14 protein-coding genes are annotated in these 19,540 nt (G+C 71.5%); 9 read left to right on the forward strand and 5 right to left on the reverse strand.

The genetic code is table 11. From position 1 onward, the window contains the following. Nucleotides 1–29 precede the first annotated feature (29 nt). The 3 genes from AB6V29_RS07210 to AB6V29_RS07220 are packed head-to-tail and all read left to right on the forward strand — an operon-like array spanning nt 30 to nt 2,826. Nucleotides 30–1,355, forward strand: coding sequence for a sensor histidine kinase (locus AB6V29_RS07210; protein ID WP_369357791.1), 1,326 nt, complete (start codon nt 30–32; stop codon nt 1,353–1,355). After that, the gene (locus AB6V29_RS07215; protein ID WP_369357793.1) at nt 1,343–2,008 is read left to right on the forward strand and encodes a LuxR C-terminal-related transcriptional regulator; all 666 of its coding nucleotides are present in this window, start codon (nt 1,343–1,345) and stop codon (nt 2,006–2,008) included. The genes AB6V29_RS07210 and AB6V29_RS07215 overlap by 13 nt, the downstream gene beginning before the upstream one ends. Continuing rightward, complete coding sequence (locus tag AB6V29_RS07220) at nt 2,005–2,826, forward strand: hypothetical protein (protein ID WP_369357795.1); 822 nt, start codon at nt 2,005–2,007, stop codon at nt 2,824–2,826. The genes AB6V29_RS07215 and AB6V29_RS07220 overlap by 4 nt, the downstream gene beginning before the upstream one ends. 25 nt (nt 2,827–2,851) lie before the next feature. Here AB6V29_RS07220 and AB6V29_RS07225 read toward each other — a convergent pair whose 3' ends face one another. After that, nucleotides 2,852–3,751, reverse strand: coding sequence for a DMT family transporter (locus tag AB6V29_RS07225; protein WP_369357797.1), 900 nt, complete (start codon nt 3,749–3,751; stop codon nt 2,852–2,854). Between the two features lie 39 nt (nt 3,752–3,790). Here AB6V29_RS07225 and AB6V29_RS07230 point away from each other — a divergent pair, with 39 nt between their 5' ends. Continuing rightward, nucleotides 3,791–4,285 carry a MarR family winged helix-turn-helix transcriptional regulator gene (locus tag AB6V29_RS07230; RefSeq protein WP_267787518.1) on the forward strand — a complete coding sequence of 165 codons (495 nt, stop codon included), beginning with the start codon at nt 3,791–3,793 and terminating at the stop codon, nt 4,283–4,285. Nucleotides 4,286–4,336: 51 nt separating this feature from the next. Here the strand turns inward: AB6V29_RS07230 and AB6V29_RS07235 are convergent, their stop codons facing one another. The 3 genes from AB6V29_RS07235 to AB6V29_RS07245 form a co-directional block, all read right to left on the reverse strand. After that, nucleotides 4,337–8,584: a DUF3418 domain-containing protein gene (locus AB6V29_RS07235; RefSeq protein WP_369357800.1), complete on the reverse strand. Its 4,248-nt coding sequence runs from the start codon at nt 8,582–8,584 to the stop codon at nt 4,337–4,339. 157 nt (nt 8,585–8,741) lie between these two features. Continuing rightward, nucleotides 8,742–9,893, reverse strand: coding sequence for a glycoside hydrolase family 3 N-terminal domain-containing protein (locus tag AB6V29_RS07240; RefSeq protein ID WP_369357802.1), 1,152 nt, complete (start codon nt 9,891–9,893; stop codon nt 8,742–8,744). Between the two features lie 64 nt (nt 9,894–9,957). After that, nucleotides 9,958–11,211, reverse strand: a complete 1,254-nt coding sequence (locus AB6V29_RS07245) for an LCP family protein (RefSeq protein WP_267787515.1) — start codon at nt 11,209–11,211, stop codon at nt 9,958–9,960. Between the two features lie 104 nt (nt 11,212–11,315). Between AB6V29_RS07245 and AB6V29_RS07250 the strand changes: the two genes are divergently transcribed. After that, nucleotides 11,316–12,152 (forward strand): aldo/keto reductase, encoded by an 837-nt coding sequence (locus AB6V29_RS07250; RefSeq protein WP_210074031.1) that lies wholly within the window; start codon nt 11,316–11,318, stop codon nt 12,150–12,152. A 19-nt stretch (nt 12,153–12,171) separates the two neighbouring features. Further along, nucleotides 12,172–13,989 carry a thioredoxin domain-containing protein gene (locus AB6V29_RS07255; RefSeq protein ID WP_369357804.1) on the forward strand — a complete coding sequence of 606 codons (1,818 nt, stop codon included), beginning with the start codon at nt 12,172–12,174 and terminating at the stop codon, nt 13,987–13,989. Nucleotides 13,990–14,132: 143 nt separating this feature from the next. On the opposite strand, the gene AB6V29_RS07260 is transcribed toward AB6V29_RS07255, so the two are convergent. Beyond that, entirely contained in the window at nt 14,133–15,704 is a 1,572-nt protein-coding gene (locus tag AB6V29_RS07260; RefSeq protein ID WP_369357806.1) for a dolichyl-phosphate-mannose--protein mannosyltransferase, read from the reverse strand. A gap of 23 nt (nt 15,705–15,727) precedes the next feature. On the opposite strand from AB6V29_RS07260, the gene rsmI reads away from it, so the two are divergent. The 3 genes from rsmI to AB6V29_RS07275 are packed head-to-tail and all read left to right on the forward strand — an operon-like array spanning nt 15,728 to nt 19,177. Continuing rightward, nucleotides 15,728–16,546: a 16S rRNA (cytidine(1402)-2'-O)-methyltransferase gene (gene rsmI, locus AB6V29_RS07265; protein ID WP_307317627.1), complete on the forward strand. Its 819-nt coding sequence runs from the start codon at nt 15,728–15,730 to the stop codon at nt 16,544–16,546. Between the two features lie 49 nt (nt 16,547–16,595). Next, nucleotides 16,596–18,188, forward strand: a complete 1,593-nt coding sequence (gene metG, locus AB6V29_RS07270; RefSeq protein WP_369357809.1) for a methionine--tRNA ligase — start codon at nt 16,596–16,598, stop codon at nt 18,186–18,188. Nucleotides 18,189–18,193: 5 nt separating this feature from the next. Beyond that, the gene (locus AB6V29_RS07275; RefSeq protein WP_369357811.1) at nt 18,194–19,177 is read left to right on the forward strand and encodes a TatD family hydrolase; all 984 of its coding nucleotides are present in this window, start codon (nt 18,194–18,196) and stop codon (nt 19,175–19,177) included. The last annotated feature ends 363 nt before the right edge of the window (nt 19,178–19,540 follow it).

The raw sequence follows: 19,540 nt of genomic DNA on the forward strand, positions 1-19,540 counted from the left end.
CGCGCCGACCGCGCCCTAGCGTGGAACGCATGACCACGGCATCCGTTGTTCCGCCTCCGCCTCCGACACCCGGCGGGTACACCGCCCCGGCCGACCCCGCCTCGACCGTCGTGCCCCAGAGGGTGCGCGTCGCCTCGCCCGGCCGCGTGGCCGGGGCCGCGGCGCACCTCGCCGCCCTGGGCGTGGTGGGTCCTGCGGTCTTCACGGGCCTGTTCAGCCTGCTCGGGTCGGGGTTCGGACTGCTCGCGGCCCTGCTGGTCGGGGTGCTCGTGCTCGTGGTCTTCGTCTACGCGCTCTTCGCCGTCGCGTGGTTCGAACGCGCGCGCGTCGACGGTCTCTACGACCTCGGGCTCGCCCCGCTGCGGCCGCGGCGCAGCCCCAAGCACGGGTTCGTCGGCGTGCTGCACACCATCTGGCTGCAGGCCATCGATCCGCTGCAGTGGCGGGCGGTGGCGTCGTTCACGATCGCGACCGTGCTCGGCATGGTGACGCTGACGGCCCTCGCGGGGTTCGCGTGGGGTCTCGCCCTCGCCGTCAGCCCGGTGTTCGGGTGGACGAACACCCGCTTGTTCGACCTCATCCCGCTCCACGGCGCCGCCGCCCCCTTCGTGGGGATGATCGCCGTCATCGGAGGCCTCGCCGTCGTCGTCGGCCTGGCGATCCTCGACGGTGTCATCGTGCGGGCGATCTTCGTCCCCTCGCGCGAGGCGCAGCTGCTCGAGCAGGCGCGCACCTCCGACACCCGGCGCGCGGGAGCGGTGCGTGCGGCCGAGGTGGAACGCACCCGCATCGAGCGCGACCTGCACGACGGCGTCCAGCCGCGCCTGGTCTCGATCGGCATGACCCTCGGCCTCGCGCAGACGAAGATCGACGACGACCCCGAAGCGGCGAAGGCCCTCGTCGCCGAGGCGCACGCCTCCACCAAGTCGGCCATCACCGAACTGCGCCAGTTGGCCCGCGGCATCCACGCGTCCGTCCTCGAGGATCGGGGGCTGGATGCCGCCCTCTCGGCCCTGGCGTCGCGTTCGCACATCCCCGTGACCCTCGACGTGCGGCTCCCGCGCCGCTGCGGTCGCGCGACCGAGGAAGCGGTGTACTTCGCGATCGCGGAGGCCCTCACCAACGCCGCGAAGCACTCCCGCGCCGCCGCCTGTCGCGTCGACGTGCGCGTGCGCGACGACGGCTCGCTCTGGGCCCGCGTCGAGGACGACGGCCTGGGCGGGGCGCGCATCGTGCCCGGCGGCGGTCTCGACGGCATCGTCAACCGCGTCACGGCGGCGGGCGGCACAGCGCGCATCGACAGCACGCAGGGCGGTCCGACGACGGTGGAGGTGACGGTCCCGTGCGCATCCTGATCTGCGAGGACTCCGTCCTCCTGCGCGAGGGCCTCGTGCGCCTTCTCGCCGACGACGGTCACGAGGTGGTCGCCGCACTCGCCGACGCCGGCGGTCTCGACGCCGCCGTCGTCGAGACCGCGCCGAAGCTGTGCATCCTCGACGTCCGGCTACCGCCGACCTGGACCGACGAGGGCATCCGCGCGGCCATCGCGCTGCGGTCGCGGCATCCGGGGCTGGCCGTGCTCGTGCTGTCGCAGTACGTCGAGGAGCGGTACGCGAGCGACCTCATCGCCGACGGCCAGGGCGCCCTGGGGTACCTGCTGAAGGACCGCGTGGCCGACGTCGCCGACTTCCTCGCCGCCGTCGCCTCGATCGCGGCCGGTGCCACCGTGCTCGACCCCGAGGTCGTGGCGCAGTTGCTCACCCGGCGTCGGCGCGACGAGCGCCTGCAGAGCCTCACCGAGCGCGAGCGGGCCGTGCTCGCACTCATCGCCGAGGGACGCTCCAATCAGGCCATCGCCGCCGCGCTGTTCGTCAGCGAGGCGAGCGTCGAGAAGTACATCACCGCCATCTTCACCAAGCTCGGACTGGAGCAGGACGAGACCGGCAACCGCCGCGTCATCGCCGCTCTCGTGCACCTGGGCCACGACCACACCGGAGCGACCTCATGACCGCGAACGTCCCCCTCCCCGCCCGCGACGGCCCGCGACGTCGCGGCTCCGCCTTCGCCGTGTCGATCGCCACGATCGTGGTCGGCGCGTGCGTCGCCCTCGGCACGGTGGCCGGAACCGGCGCCTCGGCGGTCGTCGTTCTGCGCGACGCCGACCGCAGCTCAAGCCGTGTCGACGACGCGGAGCAGGCCGCGGGTTCCCTCGACATCGACATCACCGGGGGAGCGCTCACGATCGCTTACGGCGACGTCGCGAGCGCGCGTCTCGACGCCGCGCAGAACCGGTCGGGGTGGACGTTCGAACGGCGCGGCGATTCCCTGCGCGTGGCCTCGCCGAACGGGACCTTCGTCGGGTGGGGGACGGGATCGTCGGCCACGCTCACCCTGCCGCGGGAGTGGGCCGTCAGCGGCGTCGGCGTCGACGCGCAGGTGAGCGGGGGCACGCTCGACCTGCAGGGCGACTACGGCACGGTGTCGATCCGGGTCGCGGGCGGGACGACCTCGCTGAGCGGCGCGGCCTCTCAGATCGATCTGAACGTGTCGGGGGGATCGGCCTCGGCGCAGTTGCGCGACGTCGGCACCGCCGCGATCGAGGTGGCCGGGGGAGAGGTGACGGCGCAACTACGCGGCTCCACACCGTCGCGCACCGACGTCGAGCTCACCGCCGGATCGATCGACCTGCGGCTGCCCGACGACGACTACCGCGTGAGCGTCGACGACGGCCTCGGGCAGGTCGACAACGGCCTGCGCGAGAGCTCCACGGCCACGGCCGAGGTCGACGTCACGGCCACGATGGGCGAGGTGCGCCTGCGGTCGTGATCTCCCGCGTGCCGCCCGCCCCCGCTCACGCCGCGGGGACGGGCGGTTTCCGCGCGGGGGCGGAGACGGGCGCGGAGCCGCGGCGGCGGAGGTTGGTGATCGCGATGGCCGCCAGCACCAGCGCCATCCCGAAGGCCTGCGCGAGGGTGAGGGACTCCCCGCCGACGAGCACCCCGAGAGCGATCCCGGTGACCGGGTTGAGCAGGCCGATGAGTCCGACCGTTCCGGCCGGCAGGCGGCGGAGCCCGGCGAACCAGCAGACGAAGGCCAGGGCCGTCGCGACGACCGCGATCGCGGCGTAGGCGGCCACGCCCGCGGCATTCACTCGAGGGGGACTCCCCTCCACGACGGCGGCGACGAGGACGAGGGCGATCCCGCCCGCGGTGAGCTGCCAGGCCGTCATCGCGAGTAGCGGGGTCTCGTCGCGCCACCGGGTGGTGAGGATCGCCCCCAGTGACGAGGCGAGGAGGGCGAGCACCGACGCCGCGATGCCCAGGGGAGCGACAGCGCCCGCGCTCCAGCCCACGACGAGAAGGACACCCACGATGCCGACGGCGCAGGCCAGCGCCCATCGCAGGCTCGGACGCTGCGCGAGCAGGGGCCACGCGAGACCCGCCAGGGCCAGGGGAGCCAACGCCACCACCGACGCCGCGATAGACGACGGCAGCGCCTGCGCGGCGACGTAGACCAGGAAGAAGAACGCTCCGAAGTTGAGCAGGCCGAGAAGGGGCGCCCGCCACCACCACGAACCGACCGGCCGACGCCGGGCCAGGGCCCACAGCAGGAGACCCGCGGGCAGGGCGCGCAGGGCGGCTCCCCACAGGGGGGCGTCCGCCGGCAGAAGGTGGCGGGTCACGACGTAGGTCGCGCCCCACGCGATCGGAGCGACGGCGGTGATCGTGACGGTGCGCCAGGTGGTTTCCATGGAAGACACTTTAGCTTCCACGGAAGATAAAGTGGAAGGATGACCGCACCCGATCGCGTCGACACCCTTACCGCGCAGTGGCGCGCCGAGCGCCCCGACCTCGACCCCTCCCCGATGCAGGTGATCGGCCGCCTGCATCGCCTCGCCGACCACCTGCGCGAGGAGCTGACCGCCGTCTACCGGCGGTACGGCCTCGGCGAGGGGGAGTTCGACATCCTCGCCGCCCTCCGCCGTGCCGGAGAGCCGTTCGCCGCGGCCCCCGGAGAGCTCGCGCGCCACACGATGGTGACCAGCGGTGCGGTCACCAAGCGCGTCGACCGGCTCGTGGCATCCGGTCTCGTCGTGCGCGACGACGACGCCGACGACGGACGCGCGCGCGTCATCCGCCTGACGGCTGCGGGGCGCCGCGTGATCGACGAGGCCTTCGCCGCCCACCTCGCGAACGAGGAGCGGCTGCTCGCGGGCCTCGATGCGGCGCAGCGCCGCGGCCTCGAGGCGCTCCTGCGCGCGTGGGGCGGTGCGCTGGGCGTCTGAGATCGGGATCCGACGCGGACCCGGGGATCGGAAGCGACGATCCCCGGCGACTCACGCGCCCTTGAGCGCCTTCGCGATGCGCTGCGGCGAGACCGGTTCGGCGGTGCCGAGGCGCTGGGCGAACAGGCTCACGCGCAGTTCCTCGAGCAGCCAGCGCGTCTGAACGAGGTTCGCGGGCGCGTCGGCGGGCAGGGGGATGACACCGCCCGCCTCCGTGAACGCGGTTGCGGAGCGCTCATACTCGGTCTGCCGCTGGCGGTCGCGCCCGGGGTTGTCCGACAGGGTCGTCACGCGCCCCAGCGCCCCCGCGAGGTAGCGGGGGTAGTGCTGCAGGCGGTGCAGGCCGGTTCGCGCGAGGAACCCCGGGAAGATCAGCCCCGACACCTGACCCCGCACGTCGTTGAGCGCGCCCAGGAGCGTGATGGACGCGGCATCCTTCATCGCCCTCTCGACCTCGCGCTGCGCGAGCAGGATCTTCGCCGCGAGCGAGACCGTCTGGAAGGTGCGCTCGACCGAGACGGCCGAGAACGCATCCCGTACCCGCTCGAAGTCGGCCCTCGTGCGCACCACTCCGGTCGGCGCCTCGCGCAGCAGGACGTCATCGGCCAGGGCCACGCGCGCGTCTTCGATCAGCGCCTTGGCGTTCTGATACGGCGAGGCCGCGAGCGCGAGCTTCTCGTTCGCGGTGAGGTGGTCGAGAACGTAGGTGGCGGGGGAGGGGACCGCGAGCAGCATCAGGCGGCGGATGCCGGCGCGGGTGAGGCGCGCGGCATCCTCGGGGGTGGCTTCGACGCGCAGGGTGACGCTGTCGCCGTCGTCGACGAGCGCCGGGTAGCCGCGTACGACACCGCCGGCGACCGGGGTGTCGACGACCTCGGTGAGCTCGTCGAGATCCCACGTGGTCAGCTTCGCGCGGGCGGCGAATGCGGGGGAGGCCTCGGCGACCTTCGCGGCCTTCTGCGCGGGTCGTGCGATGGTCGACTCCACGCTCGACCGGGCCTTGTCGGCCAGACGCCGCTGCAGGGCCTGCAGGTCGCGGTCGCTCCCGATCGCCCGTCCGCGGGCGTCGACCGCGCGGAACGAGGGCAGCAGGTGCGCGGGGACGCGCTCGAGTTCGAAGTCGGTCGCGCTCACGCGCTGATTGGCGACCCGCTGCACCTGGGCCGCGAGGGCGTCGACGAGCGTCGTCTTCGGCAGACCGTTCGCGTGCTCGGGACCCTTCTCGGCGAGCTCGGCCGAGAATTTCTCGGCCCAGTCGGCCGCGGGCACGACGTTGCGGCGGATCGTCTTCGGCAGGGCGCGCAACAGGGCCGTGACGAGCTCGTCGCGCATGCCGGGCACCTGCCAGTCGAAGCCGTCGGGGCGCAGCTGCGCCAGCAGCGGCAGCGGCACGACGACCGTGACGCCGTCGTCGGGCGCCCCCGGCTCGAAGCGGTAGGCGAGGTTCAGCGACTGATCGCCCTGGCGCCACCGCGCGGGGAACGCGCGGTCGTCGCCCTGCGCCCGATCGCCGGTGAGGTCGGACTCGCGCAGGTCGAGCAGGTGGGGCGTGCGGTGGACGGCATCCTTCCACCAGGCCTCGAACGAGCGCACGTCGGTGACGTCGGCGGGGATCCGCGCGTTGTAGAACGCGAACACCGCTTCGTCGCCGATCAGGATGTCGCGGCGCCTCTCGCGCTCCTCGATCTTCTCGAGCAGGCGGCGCTGCTCCTGATTGCGGCGGAGGAACGCCGTGAGGCGCTTGTCGAGCACCGAGGGGTCCCACTCGCCCTCCACCAGCGCGTGTCGCACGAACATCTCACGCGCGAGCGGGCGGTCGAAGCGGGCGAGCTGCACGCGGCGACGGCCGACGAGCTCCACCCCGAAGAGAGTGACCTTCTCGTAGGCGGCGGCGGAGCCGGCATCCTTCGACCAGTGCGGCTCGCTCAGCGACCGCTTCACGAGGTCGGGGGCGAGGTCTTCCGCCCAGGCCGGGTCGACGGCGGCGACCGTGCGGGCGAACAGGCGCGAGGTCTCGACGAGCTCGGCGGCCATGACCGCGGAGGGACGCTTCTTCTTCAGACCCGAGCCCGGGAAGATCGCGAACCGCGCGCCGCGCGCGCCGATGTATTCGCCCTTCGTGGGGCGGGCGTCGCCGGGAGCCTTGCGGTCCTTCGTCTGGGCCATCGTTCGCGGATCCAGGATGCCGAGGTGCGACAGCAACCCGGACAGGATCGCGCGATGGATGGCATCGCCGGCGGCGTGGCCCTCCGGCGCCGCGGTGTGCGGGACGTGGGTCGTGGATGCATGTCCCGACCGGTGCGGCCGGGACGGGTCAGACTCCGCACGAAGGGGGACACGGCTCCGATCGCTGCGCCCGCTTTCGCTGGAACGCCCGACCCCGTCACCCCGTGACGCCTCGCCGCCCAGCGACCGCAGCTGCCGGTGCACGTCGACCCACTCGCGGACCCGCACGTAGTTGAGGTGCTCGCTGCGGCACAGCCGGCGGAAGGCGCTCGAGCCGAGTTCGGCCTGCTTCTCCTGCAGGTACTCCCACAGGTTGAGCAGGGAGAGGAAGTCGCTGGTGGGGTCGGTGAAGCGCGCGTGGAAGCGGTCGGCCTCCTCGCGGCGGTCCTCCGGACGCTCGCGTACGTCCTGGATCGACATTCCCGACACGATCGCCAGCACCTCGGACTGCACGTCGTTTCGCCGCGCCTCGATGAGCATGCGAGCGAACCGCGGGTCGATCGGCAGGCGCGCGATCTCGCGGCCGATCTCGGTGAGGCGGGGACCGTCGTCGTCACGGCGCCCGCGGGCGCTGTCCCGCCCGCCGCGCCCGCGCGACGGGTCGCCGTCGCTGCGCACATCGCGGTCGCGCGAGGTGTCGGCCCCGCGCGACCCCGGCGCCGGCAGCTTCACCGCACCGAGCTCCACGAGCAGGTCGAACGCCGCCTTCACGCCCCGCGAGTCGGGCGGAGTGAGGAAGGGGAAGGCCTGGATGTCGCCGAACCCGAGCGAGAGCATCTGCAGGATGACGGATGCCAGCGACGTCCGCAGGATCTCGGGCTCGGTGTACTCCGGGCGGCGGGTGAAGTCGTCTTCGGAGTAGAGCCGGATCGCGATGCCCGGCGAGGTGCGCCCCGCGCGGCCCGAGCGCTGCTGCGCCGAGGCTTGGGAGACGGCCTCGATCGGGAGGCGCTGGATCTTCGAGCGGTTGCTGTAGCGCGAGATGCGCGCGGTGCCGGTGTCGACGACGTACCGGATGCCGGGGACGGTCAGGCTCGTCTCGGCGACGTTCGTGGCGAGGATGACGCGTCGACGCACGCCCGCGACGCTCGAGCGCTCGAAGACGCGGTGCTGCTCGGCGGCGGAGAGTCGCCCGTACAGGGGGAGCACCTCGGTGGGGGCGGCGTCCTTCTGATACGCCCCGCGGATGGCGTCCGCCGCATCACGGATCTCGGCCTCGCCGGGGAAGAAGACGAGCACGTCGCCCGCGGGCTCGCGGTCGAGCTCGCGCAGGGCGGCGACGACGGCTCCGACCTCGTCGGCGTCGTCGGCATCGCGCCGGGTCTTGGCCGCGGGTCGTGCCGAACTCCTGACTTTCGAGGGCCCTGCGACCGCGCGACCTCGGGATGAGGGGGGTTCGGCGCCGTCCACATCCGAATCCTCAGGAGTTTCGCCCGCGTCGTCCGCGCCGTCGACCGGCCGGTACCGGATCTCGACCGGGTACGTCCGCCCCGACACCTCGATCACCGGTGCCGGAACCGGCTCCCCGCCGGGCTCGGCCGGAGCCGCCGCGAAGTGCCGCGCGAAGCTCTCGGGGTCGATGGTCGCCGAGGTGACGATGACCTTGAGGTCGGGGCGCTTCGGCAGGATGCGGCGCAGGTAGCCGAGCAGGAAGTCGATATTGAGCGAGCGCTCGTGCGCCTCGTCGACGATGATCGTGTCGTAGCGGCGCAACAGCCGGTCGCGGTGGATCTCGTTGAGCAGGATGCCGTCGGTCACCAGCGCCACGCGCGTGTCGGCCGACACCTTGTCGGTGAAGCGCACCTTGTACCCGACGGTCGAGCCGAGCGGCACCTGCATTTCGTCGGCGATGCGCTCCGCGATCGTGCGCGCCGCGATGCGGCGCGGCTGGGTGTGAGCGATCGAGGTGCGGCCCAGTTCGAGGCAGATCTTGGGCAGCTGCGTGGTCTTGCCCGAGCCGGTGGCGCCTGCGACGATCACGACCTGGTGGTCGCGGATCGCGCGCGCGATCTCGTCCCGCGCGGCGCTGACGGGCAGCTCGGGCGGGTAGACGATGACGGGTTCGACAGACACAGCCTTCCAGAGTATCGCCCACCCATCGCGCGAGTCGCCAATTTCTGTCGCTTGGGGCTGCTCGAAGCGACATTTCCTGGCGACTCGCGCGAGGGGTCACCTCCTGTCGCCTGGCCCGTGCCCGGGCGACACAAAGCGACCCCTCACGGGGGAGCGCCTACGGCATCGACGCCTTCTGCTCGACGATCCGCCGGGCCGCGGCATCCACCTTCGCGGCGAACGCGGGGTCGCTTTCGGCGCGCGACAGCACCGCCTGGTGCATGTCGGGATACACCGAGGGGTCGGCCGAGACGAGCAGCAGGTCGACCCCGGCGTCCACGGCGAGGGTGGCGCGATCGGCCGGAGACCAGGGCTGCACCTGGCGCGCCGCCGAGAGATCGTCGACGGTGATCACGCCGTCGAAGCCGATGCGGTCGCGCAGCACGTCCACCACCGCGGGTGAGAACGCGGCGGGCGCGCTCGGGTCGATCCGGGCGTAGATCGCGGTCGACATCATGACGATCGCGTCCCCCTGGGGCAGGACGCTCGCGTACACGCCCACGTCTGCGCCGTCGGCGGTGACCGTGTCGTCGGTGACGCCCGTGCGGGTGTCGGTGTTCTCGTCGACGTGCCCCAGGCCCGGGAAATGTTTGAGCGTGGGCATCACGCCGCCGTCGCGCATGCCGGCGGCGAACGCGCCGACCTTGGTGGCGACAGTGGTCTCGTCGTAGCCGTACTCGCGCACGAGCGCGCCGATCGGAGGGTTGGATGCCGCGAACTCCGGGCTCGTGACGATGTCGGCGACGGGAGCGAGGTTCATGTTCACCCCCGATTGCGCGAGTTGCGTGCTCCAGGTCGCGGCGGAGGAACGCAGGGCCGCATCGGTCTGGGCGGCCTGCTCGACGGCCGAGGGGATGCGGTCGAAGCCCGGACCCTTCAGCACCTGGACGGTGCCGCCCTCCTGGTCGGTGGCGACCCACAGCTGCGGAGCGTCCGCGCCGACGGTGGAGGTGAACTGCCCGATCAGGGCTGCGGTGGCCTGGGTGCCGGCATCCGACCTTCCGTGCAGGAAGATCCCGCCCACGTGATCGTCGCGCACGGCGGCGAGCGTCGTGGGGTCGGCGCCCTCCACCGAGGTGCCGACCATGAACATCTGGCCGACCTTGTCCTGCAGGCTCATCCCCGCGAGGGGATCCGGGGTAGCGGTGGGCGTCGGCGTCGGGGAGGGAGAGGGGGATGCCGTCGGCGCGGGCGCCGCGGCCGGGGCGCATGAGGTGAGGGTCAGGGCCGCGAGCAGGAGGAGGATCGTCGAGCGCGTGGCGGTTTTCACCCCTCGATCGTCGCCGATGACTCTGGACGGTCCCCGGGTCTTGACGCCGATCCGCGCGCGGCGATCACCCGTTGCCGGCGGAGCACGTCGCCTGGTTAGCCTTGGTGCCGCTGACGTTGCTCGGCAGCTCCACCACGCCCGGCGCGGCGCTGGCGTCCGTGGCATCCGGGGCGGGGGTGCTCGCCTCGGGGGCGGGCTCGCTCGGCGCGGCGGTGGGAGCGGACGGGTCGGCGATGACGCCGCCGTTCGCGCCTTCCTGGCCGGTCAGCTGCAGGGGAGCGTTGGTGTCCAGCGCCTCCCACAGCGTCGCCGCCGATGCCTGGTCGGGGATGACGTGGTTGTTGTCGGCGGGGTCGTCGACCACGGGGAACTGCACGAAGGTGATGTCCGAGAACGGGACGTCCTTCAGCGTGTACGCGAGTTGCGCGATGCGGATCGGGTCGGCGAGGCTCTCGCTCGGCTCGATGTTGTTCACCGCGGTGTTGGCCAGGCCGATGAGCGTTCCCGGGTTGGAGAGCACCTCGTCGCTGCGGAGCTTGTTGATGAGGCGAGACAGGTACTGCTGCTGGTTGCCGATGCGGGCGAGGTCGCTGCCGTCTCCGATGCCCTTGCGCGTGCGCAGGAAGGCCAGGGCGTCGTAGCCCTTGACCACCCGCGGGCCCGGCTCCCAGTCGATCCCCGCGTCGGGGTCGTCGATGCCGTCGCCGCCGATGCAGACCTCCACGCCGCCGATGGCGTCGGTGATGTTGACGACGTTTCCGAAGCTCACCTTCGCGGCGAAAGGAATGCTCTGTCCGCTCAGCTCCGAGACCGTGTCGGCGACGCAGGTCAGGCCGCCGGCTTCGTACGCGGAGTTGATCGGGGCCTTGTACGACGCCGACGAGGTCGAGCCGTCGGCTCCCGTGCACTCCGGGATGCCGATCTGCAGATCGCGGGGGAACGAGACGACGGTGACGCGACGGGGGTTCGTCGAGACGTGCACGAGCATGTTGACGTCGTTGCGGGTGCCCTCGTTGCCCGGGTCGGAGCAGCGCGCGCCGAAGGCCGCCTTCACCTGATCGTCGCACTCGTCGGTACCGACGACGAGCACCGAGAAGGGTTCGTTGTAGGCGCTCAGCGCGGGCGGTTCGGCCGGGGCGTCCTTGAGGGGGACGGCGGCGTCTTGCAGACGCTGCGACAGCGAGAACGCGTAGAACCCTCCGACCGCCACGGCCGCGACGAGCACGACGGTCACGGCGATGGCGACGAGCTTGGCTCCGCGACGCCAGGCCGAGGAGGGGTCGCGTCGAGCGTGCCGGGTGGGAGGCTGCGGCGTCATTTCGGTAGTCAACCACGCCGGGGTGCGAGAAGGCGGGGGATAGCGGACTCGACCCGCGCGTCAACCCCGAGAACCCTCCGAGACACCGCTCCTAGGCTCTTCTCATGACCGTTCCTTCAGTTCAGCTCAACGACGGAAACTCCATCCCCCAGCTCGGCTACGGCGTGTTCCTCGTGCCCGCCGACGACGCCGAGCGTGCCGTGTCCGAGGCCCTCGAGGTCGGCTACCGACACATCGACACCGCTGCCATCTACAAGAACGAAGAGGGCGTCGGTCGAGCAATTGCCGCCAGCGGCATCCCGCGCGACGAGCTCTTCGTCACCACCAAGCTCTGGAACGACCGCCACGACGGCGACGACGCGCACGCCGCGATCGACGAGAGCCTTCAGAAGCTTCAGCTCGACGCCGTCGACCTGTACCTCATCCACTGGCCCACCCCGAAGAACGACAACTACGTCAACGCGTGGCAGAAGCTCATCGAGATCCGCGAGGCCGGCAAGACCCGCTCGATCGGCGTCTCGAACTTCCTCGTGCCGCACCTCGAGCGCATCGTCGCCGAGACCGGCGTCACCCCCGTGGTGAACCAGATCGAGCTGCACCCCGCCCTCAGCCAGCGCGAGATCGCCGCGTGGGGCCACGAGCACGACATGCACATCGAGTCGTGGGGTCCGCTCGGCCAGGGCAAGTACGACCTGTTCGAGATCCCCGCGGTGAAGGACGCCGCCGAGGCGCACGGCAAGAGCCCGGCCCAGGCGGTGCTGCGCTGGCACATCCAGCACGGCTTCATCGTGTTCCCCAAGTCGGTGCGCCGCGAGCGCCTCGAAGAGAACTTCGCGCTGTTCGACTTCGAGCTCTCCGCCGACGAGATGGCCGCGATCGACGCGGTCGACCCGGGTGACGGTTCGGGCCGCGTCGGCACGCACCCCGACGACCTCAACTGACCCGAGCTCGACCGAGCGCATGAACCGCCTCGCGAACGCCTCGAGCCCCTACCTGCGGGCCCACGCCGACAATCCCGTCGCGTGGTTGCCCTGGGGGGCCGAGGCGTTCGCGCTCGCGGCCAAGAGAGACGTCCCCGTGATGATCTCGATCGGCTACAGCACCTGCCACTGGTGCCACGTCATGGCGCGGGAGTCTTTTCAGGATGCCGAGACCGCCGGCATCCTGAACGAGGGCTTCGTCTCGATCAAGGTCGATCGCGAGGAGCATCCCGACGTCGATGCCGCCTACCTCGACGCCGCTTCCGCCTTCACGCCGCACCTGGGCTGGCCGCTGACCGTGTTCGCGAGCCCCGAGGGGCGCGTCTTCTACGCCGGCACGTACTTTCCGCCCTCGCCCCGCCCGCCGCAGCCCTCGTTCCGCCAGGTGCTCGCCGCGGTCCGCGAGGCGTGGACCGAGCGACGGAGCGAGGTGGATGCCACGGGCTCCTCGCTCCGAGACGCCCTGGCCGCCGCAGCCACCGCCCCGGCCGACGCCCCGCCATCCCTCGACCAGCTCGCGGCCGCCGCCCGCACGATCGCCGCGCGCGAGGACCGCGAGTACTTCGGCTTCGCCGCGGGCCCCGCCTTCGAGACCCCGAAGTTCCCGAACACCCCGGTGCTCCGCTTCCTGCAGCACCCCGCCCTCGCCTCGGACGCTCCGGATGCCGCGGACGTGGCATCCCGAGCCCTCTCCGCCATGGCCGGCTCCGACCTGCACGACACGGTCGAGGGTGGCTTCTTCCGCTACGCCACGCGCCGCGACTGGAGCGTGCCGCACTACGAGCGCATGCTCACCGACAACGCCGGGCTCGTCGGGGTCGCGCTCGCCGCGGGCGACGACGCCACGGCGACCGATGCCGCCCGCTTCCTCGTCGACGTCCTGCAACTGCCCTCCGGCGGCATCGCCGCCGCCCAGGACTCGGAATCGATCATCGACGGCGTCCGCAACGAGGGCGGGTACTACCGTGTCGCGGACCGTTCGGCACTGCAGCCCCCCGCTCTCGACGCCAAGGTCGTCACCGGCTGGAACGGGCACGCGATCGCCGCCCTCGCCGCCGCCGGAACCCGCACCGACCCCCGCTTCCTCGAGGCGGCGCGCTGGGCCGCCGACGCGGTGCTCGAGAGCAACGTCGCCGACGATGGGACGCTGCGCCGCGCCTCGCTCGACGAGATCCGCTCCGCCGCCCCCGCGACGCTCGAAGACTACGGCGGACTCGCGCGAGGCCTCCTCGCCCTCGCCCGTGCGACCGGCGAGGTCGCCTATGCCGCGCGGGCTCGGGCACTCGTGGACCTGTGCGTCGGCGACGACGGCATCCGTCCTCCGGGTGGTGGTGACCCCGTGCTCGTGGGGCAGGGCATGCAGTCGCACGCCGTGCCCACCGACGGCTCCTCGCCCTCGGGCCCGTCGGTGTTCGCCGCTGCCGCCCTCGACCTGTGGCGCCTCGGGGCGGGGGAGCGCTACCGGACCGCCGCGGAGACCCTCGTCCGGGCCGCGGCCGACACCGCGTTGTCGTCGCCCCTCGCGCACGGCGCGATCCTCGAGGTCGCCCTCGGCCTGGCCTCGGCCCCGCGCCAGGTGGTCGTGGTGGGCGAGACGGATGCCGAGATCGCCGACGCCGCCCGCCGGATCGCCGCCGACGTGGTGGCGGTGGTGTCGCCCGCACAGGCTGTCGCTTTCGCCGAGGCGGGGTTCGAGCTCTTCGAGGGCAAGGTCGCCCAGGGCGGCGAGGCGACGGCGTACGACTGCCGTGCCTTCACGTGCGCGCTGCCGACGACGGATGCGGAGCAGCTGGTCTGAGGCGGGCACCGCGAGAAGTCCTTACAGATTCGGATCCACGCAACGAATTCGGATGCCGTGTCCCCGGAGATCCGCACCGGTTACGTGGCTCCGATTCTGTTGCGTGCCCACCCCGCACGCCACCGCGCACCCGCCCCGCCTGCTCAGATCCAGGTGGGCAGCCAGTTGTGCAGGCGCCAGAACTCGTACGGCACCGGAAGCCCCGCCCACACGGGATACCAGAACGCCGAGATCACGAGGCACAGCCCGAGGAAAGCCAGGACGAGCACCTGCCCGCTCGCCCGCGACGAGCCCTTGACCCCGCGGGCGATGTCGCGCAGCGCGAAGGTGAGCGCGAGCACGATGAACGGCAGCATCGCCACCGTGTAGAACTGGAAGATCGTCCGCTCGGGGTAGAGCAGCCACGGCACGTAGGCGGCGGCGAGTCCCGTCAGCACGAGAGCGAAGCGCCAGTCGCGGACCATGACGAAGCGCACGAGCAGATAGAGGGATGCCGCGACACCGGCCCACCAGATGATCGGGTTCGCGATGCTCGAGATCGCCTCGGTGCAGCCCGTCGGCAGGGCGCAACCGTTCACCCCGGCCTGGTCCTGGTGCCAGTACATCGAGGTGGGACGGATGAGCAGCGGCCACTGCCAGGCGGGGCTCGCGTAGCTGTGCGGGGTGACGAGGCCCACGTGGAACGCGTACATCTCCTGGTGGTACGCCCACAGCTGTCGGAGCGGCTCGGGAACCCACCCCCAGATGCCTGTCGCGGCGACCGGGGTGCCGCGCATCCAGCCGCCGTTCGAGAACAGCCACCCCGACCAGCTCGCGAGGTACACGACCACCGCGACCGGCACGAGCAGGACGAACGATGCGAGGCCCTGGCGCACGGCATCCATCGGCCATTGATCGATTCCGGCGCGGCGACGGGCGAGGGCGTCGGTGATCACCGCGTACAGGCCGACGGCGGCGAGCACGTACAGTCCCGACCACTTCACGGCGGTGGCCGCCCCGGCGGCGGCTCCCGCGGCGAAGAGCCAGGGGCGGGCCCACAGGACGGGCCCCCACGTGTGCCGTTGTCCCGGCAGGGCCGCGATGGCGGTGCGCAAGCGGTCGGTGCTGCCCCGGTGGTCGAGGGCGACGAACCAGAAGACGAGCACGATGAAGAACGTCAGGAAGACATCGAGCAGCGCGATGCGGCTCAGCACGATCCCGAGGCCGTCGATCGCGATGAGACCGGATGCCACGGTCGCGAAGGGGATCGACCGGGTGATCGTGCGCGCCAGCAGGTACACCAGCAGCACCGTCGCGGTACCGAAGACGGCGGCGGAGATGCGCCAACCCGTCGCCGAGTCGGGACCGAGCAGCGCCATGCCCGCGCCGATGAGGATGCGTCCGAGGGGAGGGTGCACGACGTAGCTGCCGATGCCCGTGAAGACGTCGGTGTCCCCCGCCGCGAAGCTGGCGTCGGCGCCGTCGGGCCAGGTGGAGGGGTAGCCGAGCACCCACTGGCTCCACGAATCCTTCACGTAGTACGTCTCGTCGAAGACGAGCTGGTGCGGATTGCCGATGTCGACCAGACGCAGCACTGCCGCGAGGACGGTGACCAGCGCAGGTGCGAGCCAGCGCCACAAGCGGAACCCGCGGGGGCCGTCGAGGAGGGCGTCACGCCACCGATCGATGCGCGTCTGCTCGATCGACGGGAGCAGCGGAGGGACGGCGGTGGTCACGGCCCCCAGCCTAAGGTGGAACGGTGATCATCCTCGCGGCGACCCCCATCGGCAACCTGGGCGACGCCTCGAAGCGTCTGATCGAGGCGCTCGAGAACGCCACCGTCGTCGCGGCAGAAGACACCCGCACCACGCAGCGTCTGCTCGCGGGCCTCGGGGTCGAGAACCGCCCGCGCCTGATCGCCCTGCACGACCACAACGAGAAGGAGCGGGCCGCCGAACTGGTCGAGCTCGCCCGCGAAGACGATCTGCTGGTGCTGAGCGACGCCGGCATGCCCACGGTGAGCGACCCCGGCTTCGGCCTCGTCGCGGCGGCCGCCGCCGCGGGTGTCACGGTCACCGCGATTCCCGGTCCGAGCGCGGTCGTCACGGCCCTGGCCGTCGCGGGCCTTCCTACCGACCGCTTCGCCTTCGAGGGCTTTCCGCGCCGCAAGCCGGGGGATCGCCGCAAGGCCTTCGCGCAGCTCGCGTCGGAGGAGCGGACCCTCGTCTTCTTCGAGTCGCCGTCGCGACTGGCATCCACTCTCGAAGACCTCGCGACCGAGTTCGGCGCCGATCGTCCCGCCGCCGTCTGCCGCGAGCTCACCAAGCTCTACGAAGAGGTCAAGCGCGGAACCCTTGCCGAGCTCGCCGCGTGGGCGGCCGAGGGCGTCCGCGGTGAGATCGCGATCGTCGTCGGCGGCGCCACCGCTCGCGAGGTGGCGTTCCCGGATGCCGTGACCCAGGTGCTCGAGATCGTGCGCGGCGGCGCGCGGCTCAAAGAGGCCGCCGCCGAGGTGGCCTCGCAGACCGGCCACTCCTCGCGCGAGCTGTACCAGGCGGCGCTGGCCGTCAAACGCTGACACCCGTCACACGGTCGGCCGTGTCGGTGCCTCCCCGTAGAATCTCCAGGTGACTTCCGGCCGATCTTTCTACATCACGACGCCGATCTACTACCCCAGCGATCTGCCCCACATCGGGCACGGGTACACGACGGTGGCCGTCGATACGCTCGCGCGCTGGCACCGCCAGGCGGGTGACGACACGTGGATGCTCACCGGCACCGACGAGCACGGCCAGAAGATGCTGCGGGCGGCCGCCGCGAACGGCGTGACGCCGCAGGAGTGGGTCGACAAGCTCGTCACCGAGTCGTGGTTCCCGCTGCTCGAGACCCTCGACGTCGCCAACGACGACTTCATCCGCACCACGCAGCCGCGCCACGAAGAGCGCGTGCAGCAGTTCGTGAAGGCGTTGTTCGACCGGGGCTACATCTACGCGGGCGAGTACGAGGCGCTGTACTGCGTCGGTTGCGAGGAGTTCAAGCCCGAGGCCGAGATCGTCGACGGCACGGGGCCCTTCGAGGGACTCAAGGTCTGCGCGATCCACTCGAAGCCCCTCGAGCTGCTGCAAGAGAAGAACTACTTCTTCAAGCTCAGCGAGTTCCAGGACCGCCTGCTCGAGCTCTACAAGACCGAGCCCGACTTCGTGCGCCCCGAATCGGCGCGCAACGAGGTCGTCTCGTTCGTGCGCAGCGGTCTGAAAGACCTCTCGATCTCGCGTTCCGCCTTCGACTGGGGCATCACCGTTCCGTGGGACCCCTCGCACGTCATCTACGTGTGGGTCGACGCTCTGCTCAACTACGCCACCGCCGTGGGCTACGGCACCGACCCCGAGACCGGCAAGGTCACCGCGGAGTTCGCGCGCCGCTGGCCCGCGTACCACGTGGTCGGCAAAGACATCCTGCGTTTCCACGCCGTCATCTGGCCCGCCATGCTCATGGCTGCGGGCCTCGACGTGCCCCGAGGCGTCTTCGCGCACGGGTGGCTGCTCGTCGGCGGCGAGAAGATGTCGAAGTCCAAGCTCACCGGCATCGCGCCGACCGAGATCACCGACGTCTTCGGCTCCGACGCGTACCGGTTCTACTTCCTCTCGGCGATCGCTTTCGGTCAGGACGGCTCCTTCTCGTGGGAAGACCTCTCGGCCCGCTATCAGGCCGAGCTCGCCAACGGCTTCGGCAACCTGGCGTCCCGCACCATCGCGATGATCTCGAAGTACTTCGACGGCGTGGTACCCGAGCCCGGCGCATACACCGACAGCGACCTGACGATCCAGAAGATCGTGGCGGATGCCGCGGCGAACGCCGACGCCGCCGTGGAGCGTTTCCGCATCGACGAGGCGATCGCCGCCATCTGGACGATCGTCGACGCGCTGAACGGCTACATCACCGAGAACGAGCCGTGGGCTCTGGCGAAGGACGAGGCCACGCGCGAGCGTCTGGGCACCGTGCTGTACACCGCGGCCGAGGGCCTGCGCGCGCTCGCCGTGCTGTTGTCGCCGGTCATGCCGGCGTCGACCGAGAAGCTGTGGTCCGCGTTGGGCGCGTCCGAGAGCCTCGGCGACCTGCACGATCAGCGTCTGCGCGAAGCGGGGGCGTGGGGCGTGCTGCGCCCCGGCTCCTCGGTGAACGCGCTCTCGCCGCTGTTCCCCCGCGTCGAGCAGGCGTGACGGCAATGTCGGGTGCAGCGGCGGTCCCTGAGCCCGGCGAGGCGACCGCCGCCGCACCGGCCCCCGGCTCCGCCCCCGTCGAACGCCCACGCGGCACCATCGACGGCTGTGATCCGAGTCAGTACGTGCGCGAGCGCTCGGTCGACGGCCGTCGCGACGTGAGCTATCCGCCGGCGCCCGAGCCGCTCGGCATCCCGGTCTACGACAATCACACGCACCTCGAGATCGAGGACGGCGACACCGGTTTGTCGCTCGACGAGCAGCTCGAGCGTGCGCTCGCCGTCGGCGTCCACGGCGTCGTGCAGGCCGGCGGTGATGTGGACTCCTCGCGCTGGTCGGCGTGGGCGGCGCGTTCGCACCCTCGGGTGCTGGCCGCCGTCGCCATCCACCCCAACGAGGCTCCGGTCTACGAGCGGGCAGGCGAGCTGGATGCCGCGATCGCCGTCATCGACGAACTCGCCGCCGAGCCGCGGGTGCGGGCGATCGGTGAGACGGGCCTGGACTTCTTCCGCACCGAGGCGGACGGCATCCCGGCCCAGATGCGCTCCTTCGAGGCGCATATCGCGTTGGCGAAGAAGCACGGCATCGCGATGCAGATCCACGACCGCGACGCGCACGAGGCCGTGCTCGAGACCCTCGAGAGGGTCGGCGCCCCCGACAGGACGGTGTTCCACTGCTTCTCGGGCGACGCCGACATGGCGCGCATCGCGGCAGACCGCGGGTACTATCTGTCGTTCGCGGGCAACGTGACATTCAAGAACGCGCAGAACCTGCGCGACGCTCTCGCGGTCACGCCGCTCGACCGGATCCTCGTCGAGACCGACGCGCCGTTCCTCACCCCGGTGCCCTACCGCGGCCGCCCGAACGCGCCGTACCTGATCCCGGTGACGCTGCGCTTCCTCGCGGCGGAGCTGGCGATGGACGCCGACGAGCTCGGTGCCCGGGTGGCGGCGAACACGCTGCGCGTCTACGGCGCCTTCGAGGACTGACCGGCGCGCACGAGCCGGGTGCCGCGCCGCCTCCGTGATTCGCGCAAACCCAGCACTTTGGCCCCGGATGCCGGTGAGTTTGTGTGGATTGCTGGGGTGATGTCGCGTGGGTGGGGCGGGCGTCGCGCAGTCTCGGTGGTTCGTGCAACTTCAGCTGCTTGGCCCCGGATGCCGCTGACTCTGTTCGGATTGCTGAAGTGATGTCGCGCGGGTGCGCCGGGCGTCGCGCAGCCTCAGTGTTTCGTGCAACTTCAGCTGCTTGGCCCCGGATGCCGCTGACTCTGTGCGGATTGCTGAAGTGATGTCGCGCGGGTGCGCCGGGCGTCGCGCAGCCTCAGTGTTTCGTGCAACTTCAGCTGCTTG

It is taken from the genome of Microbacterium sp. 20-116, from assembly GCF_041079415.1.
Taxonomy (GTDB): Bacteria; Actinomycetota; Actinomycetes; order Actinomycetales; family Microbacteriaceae; genus Microbacterium.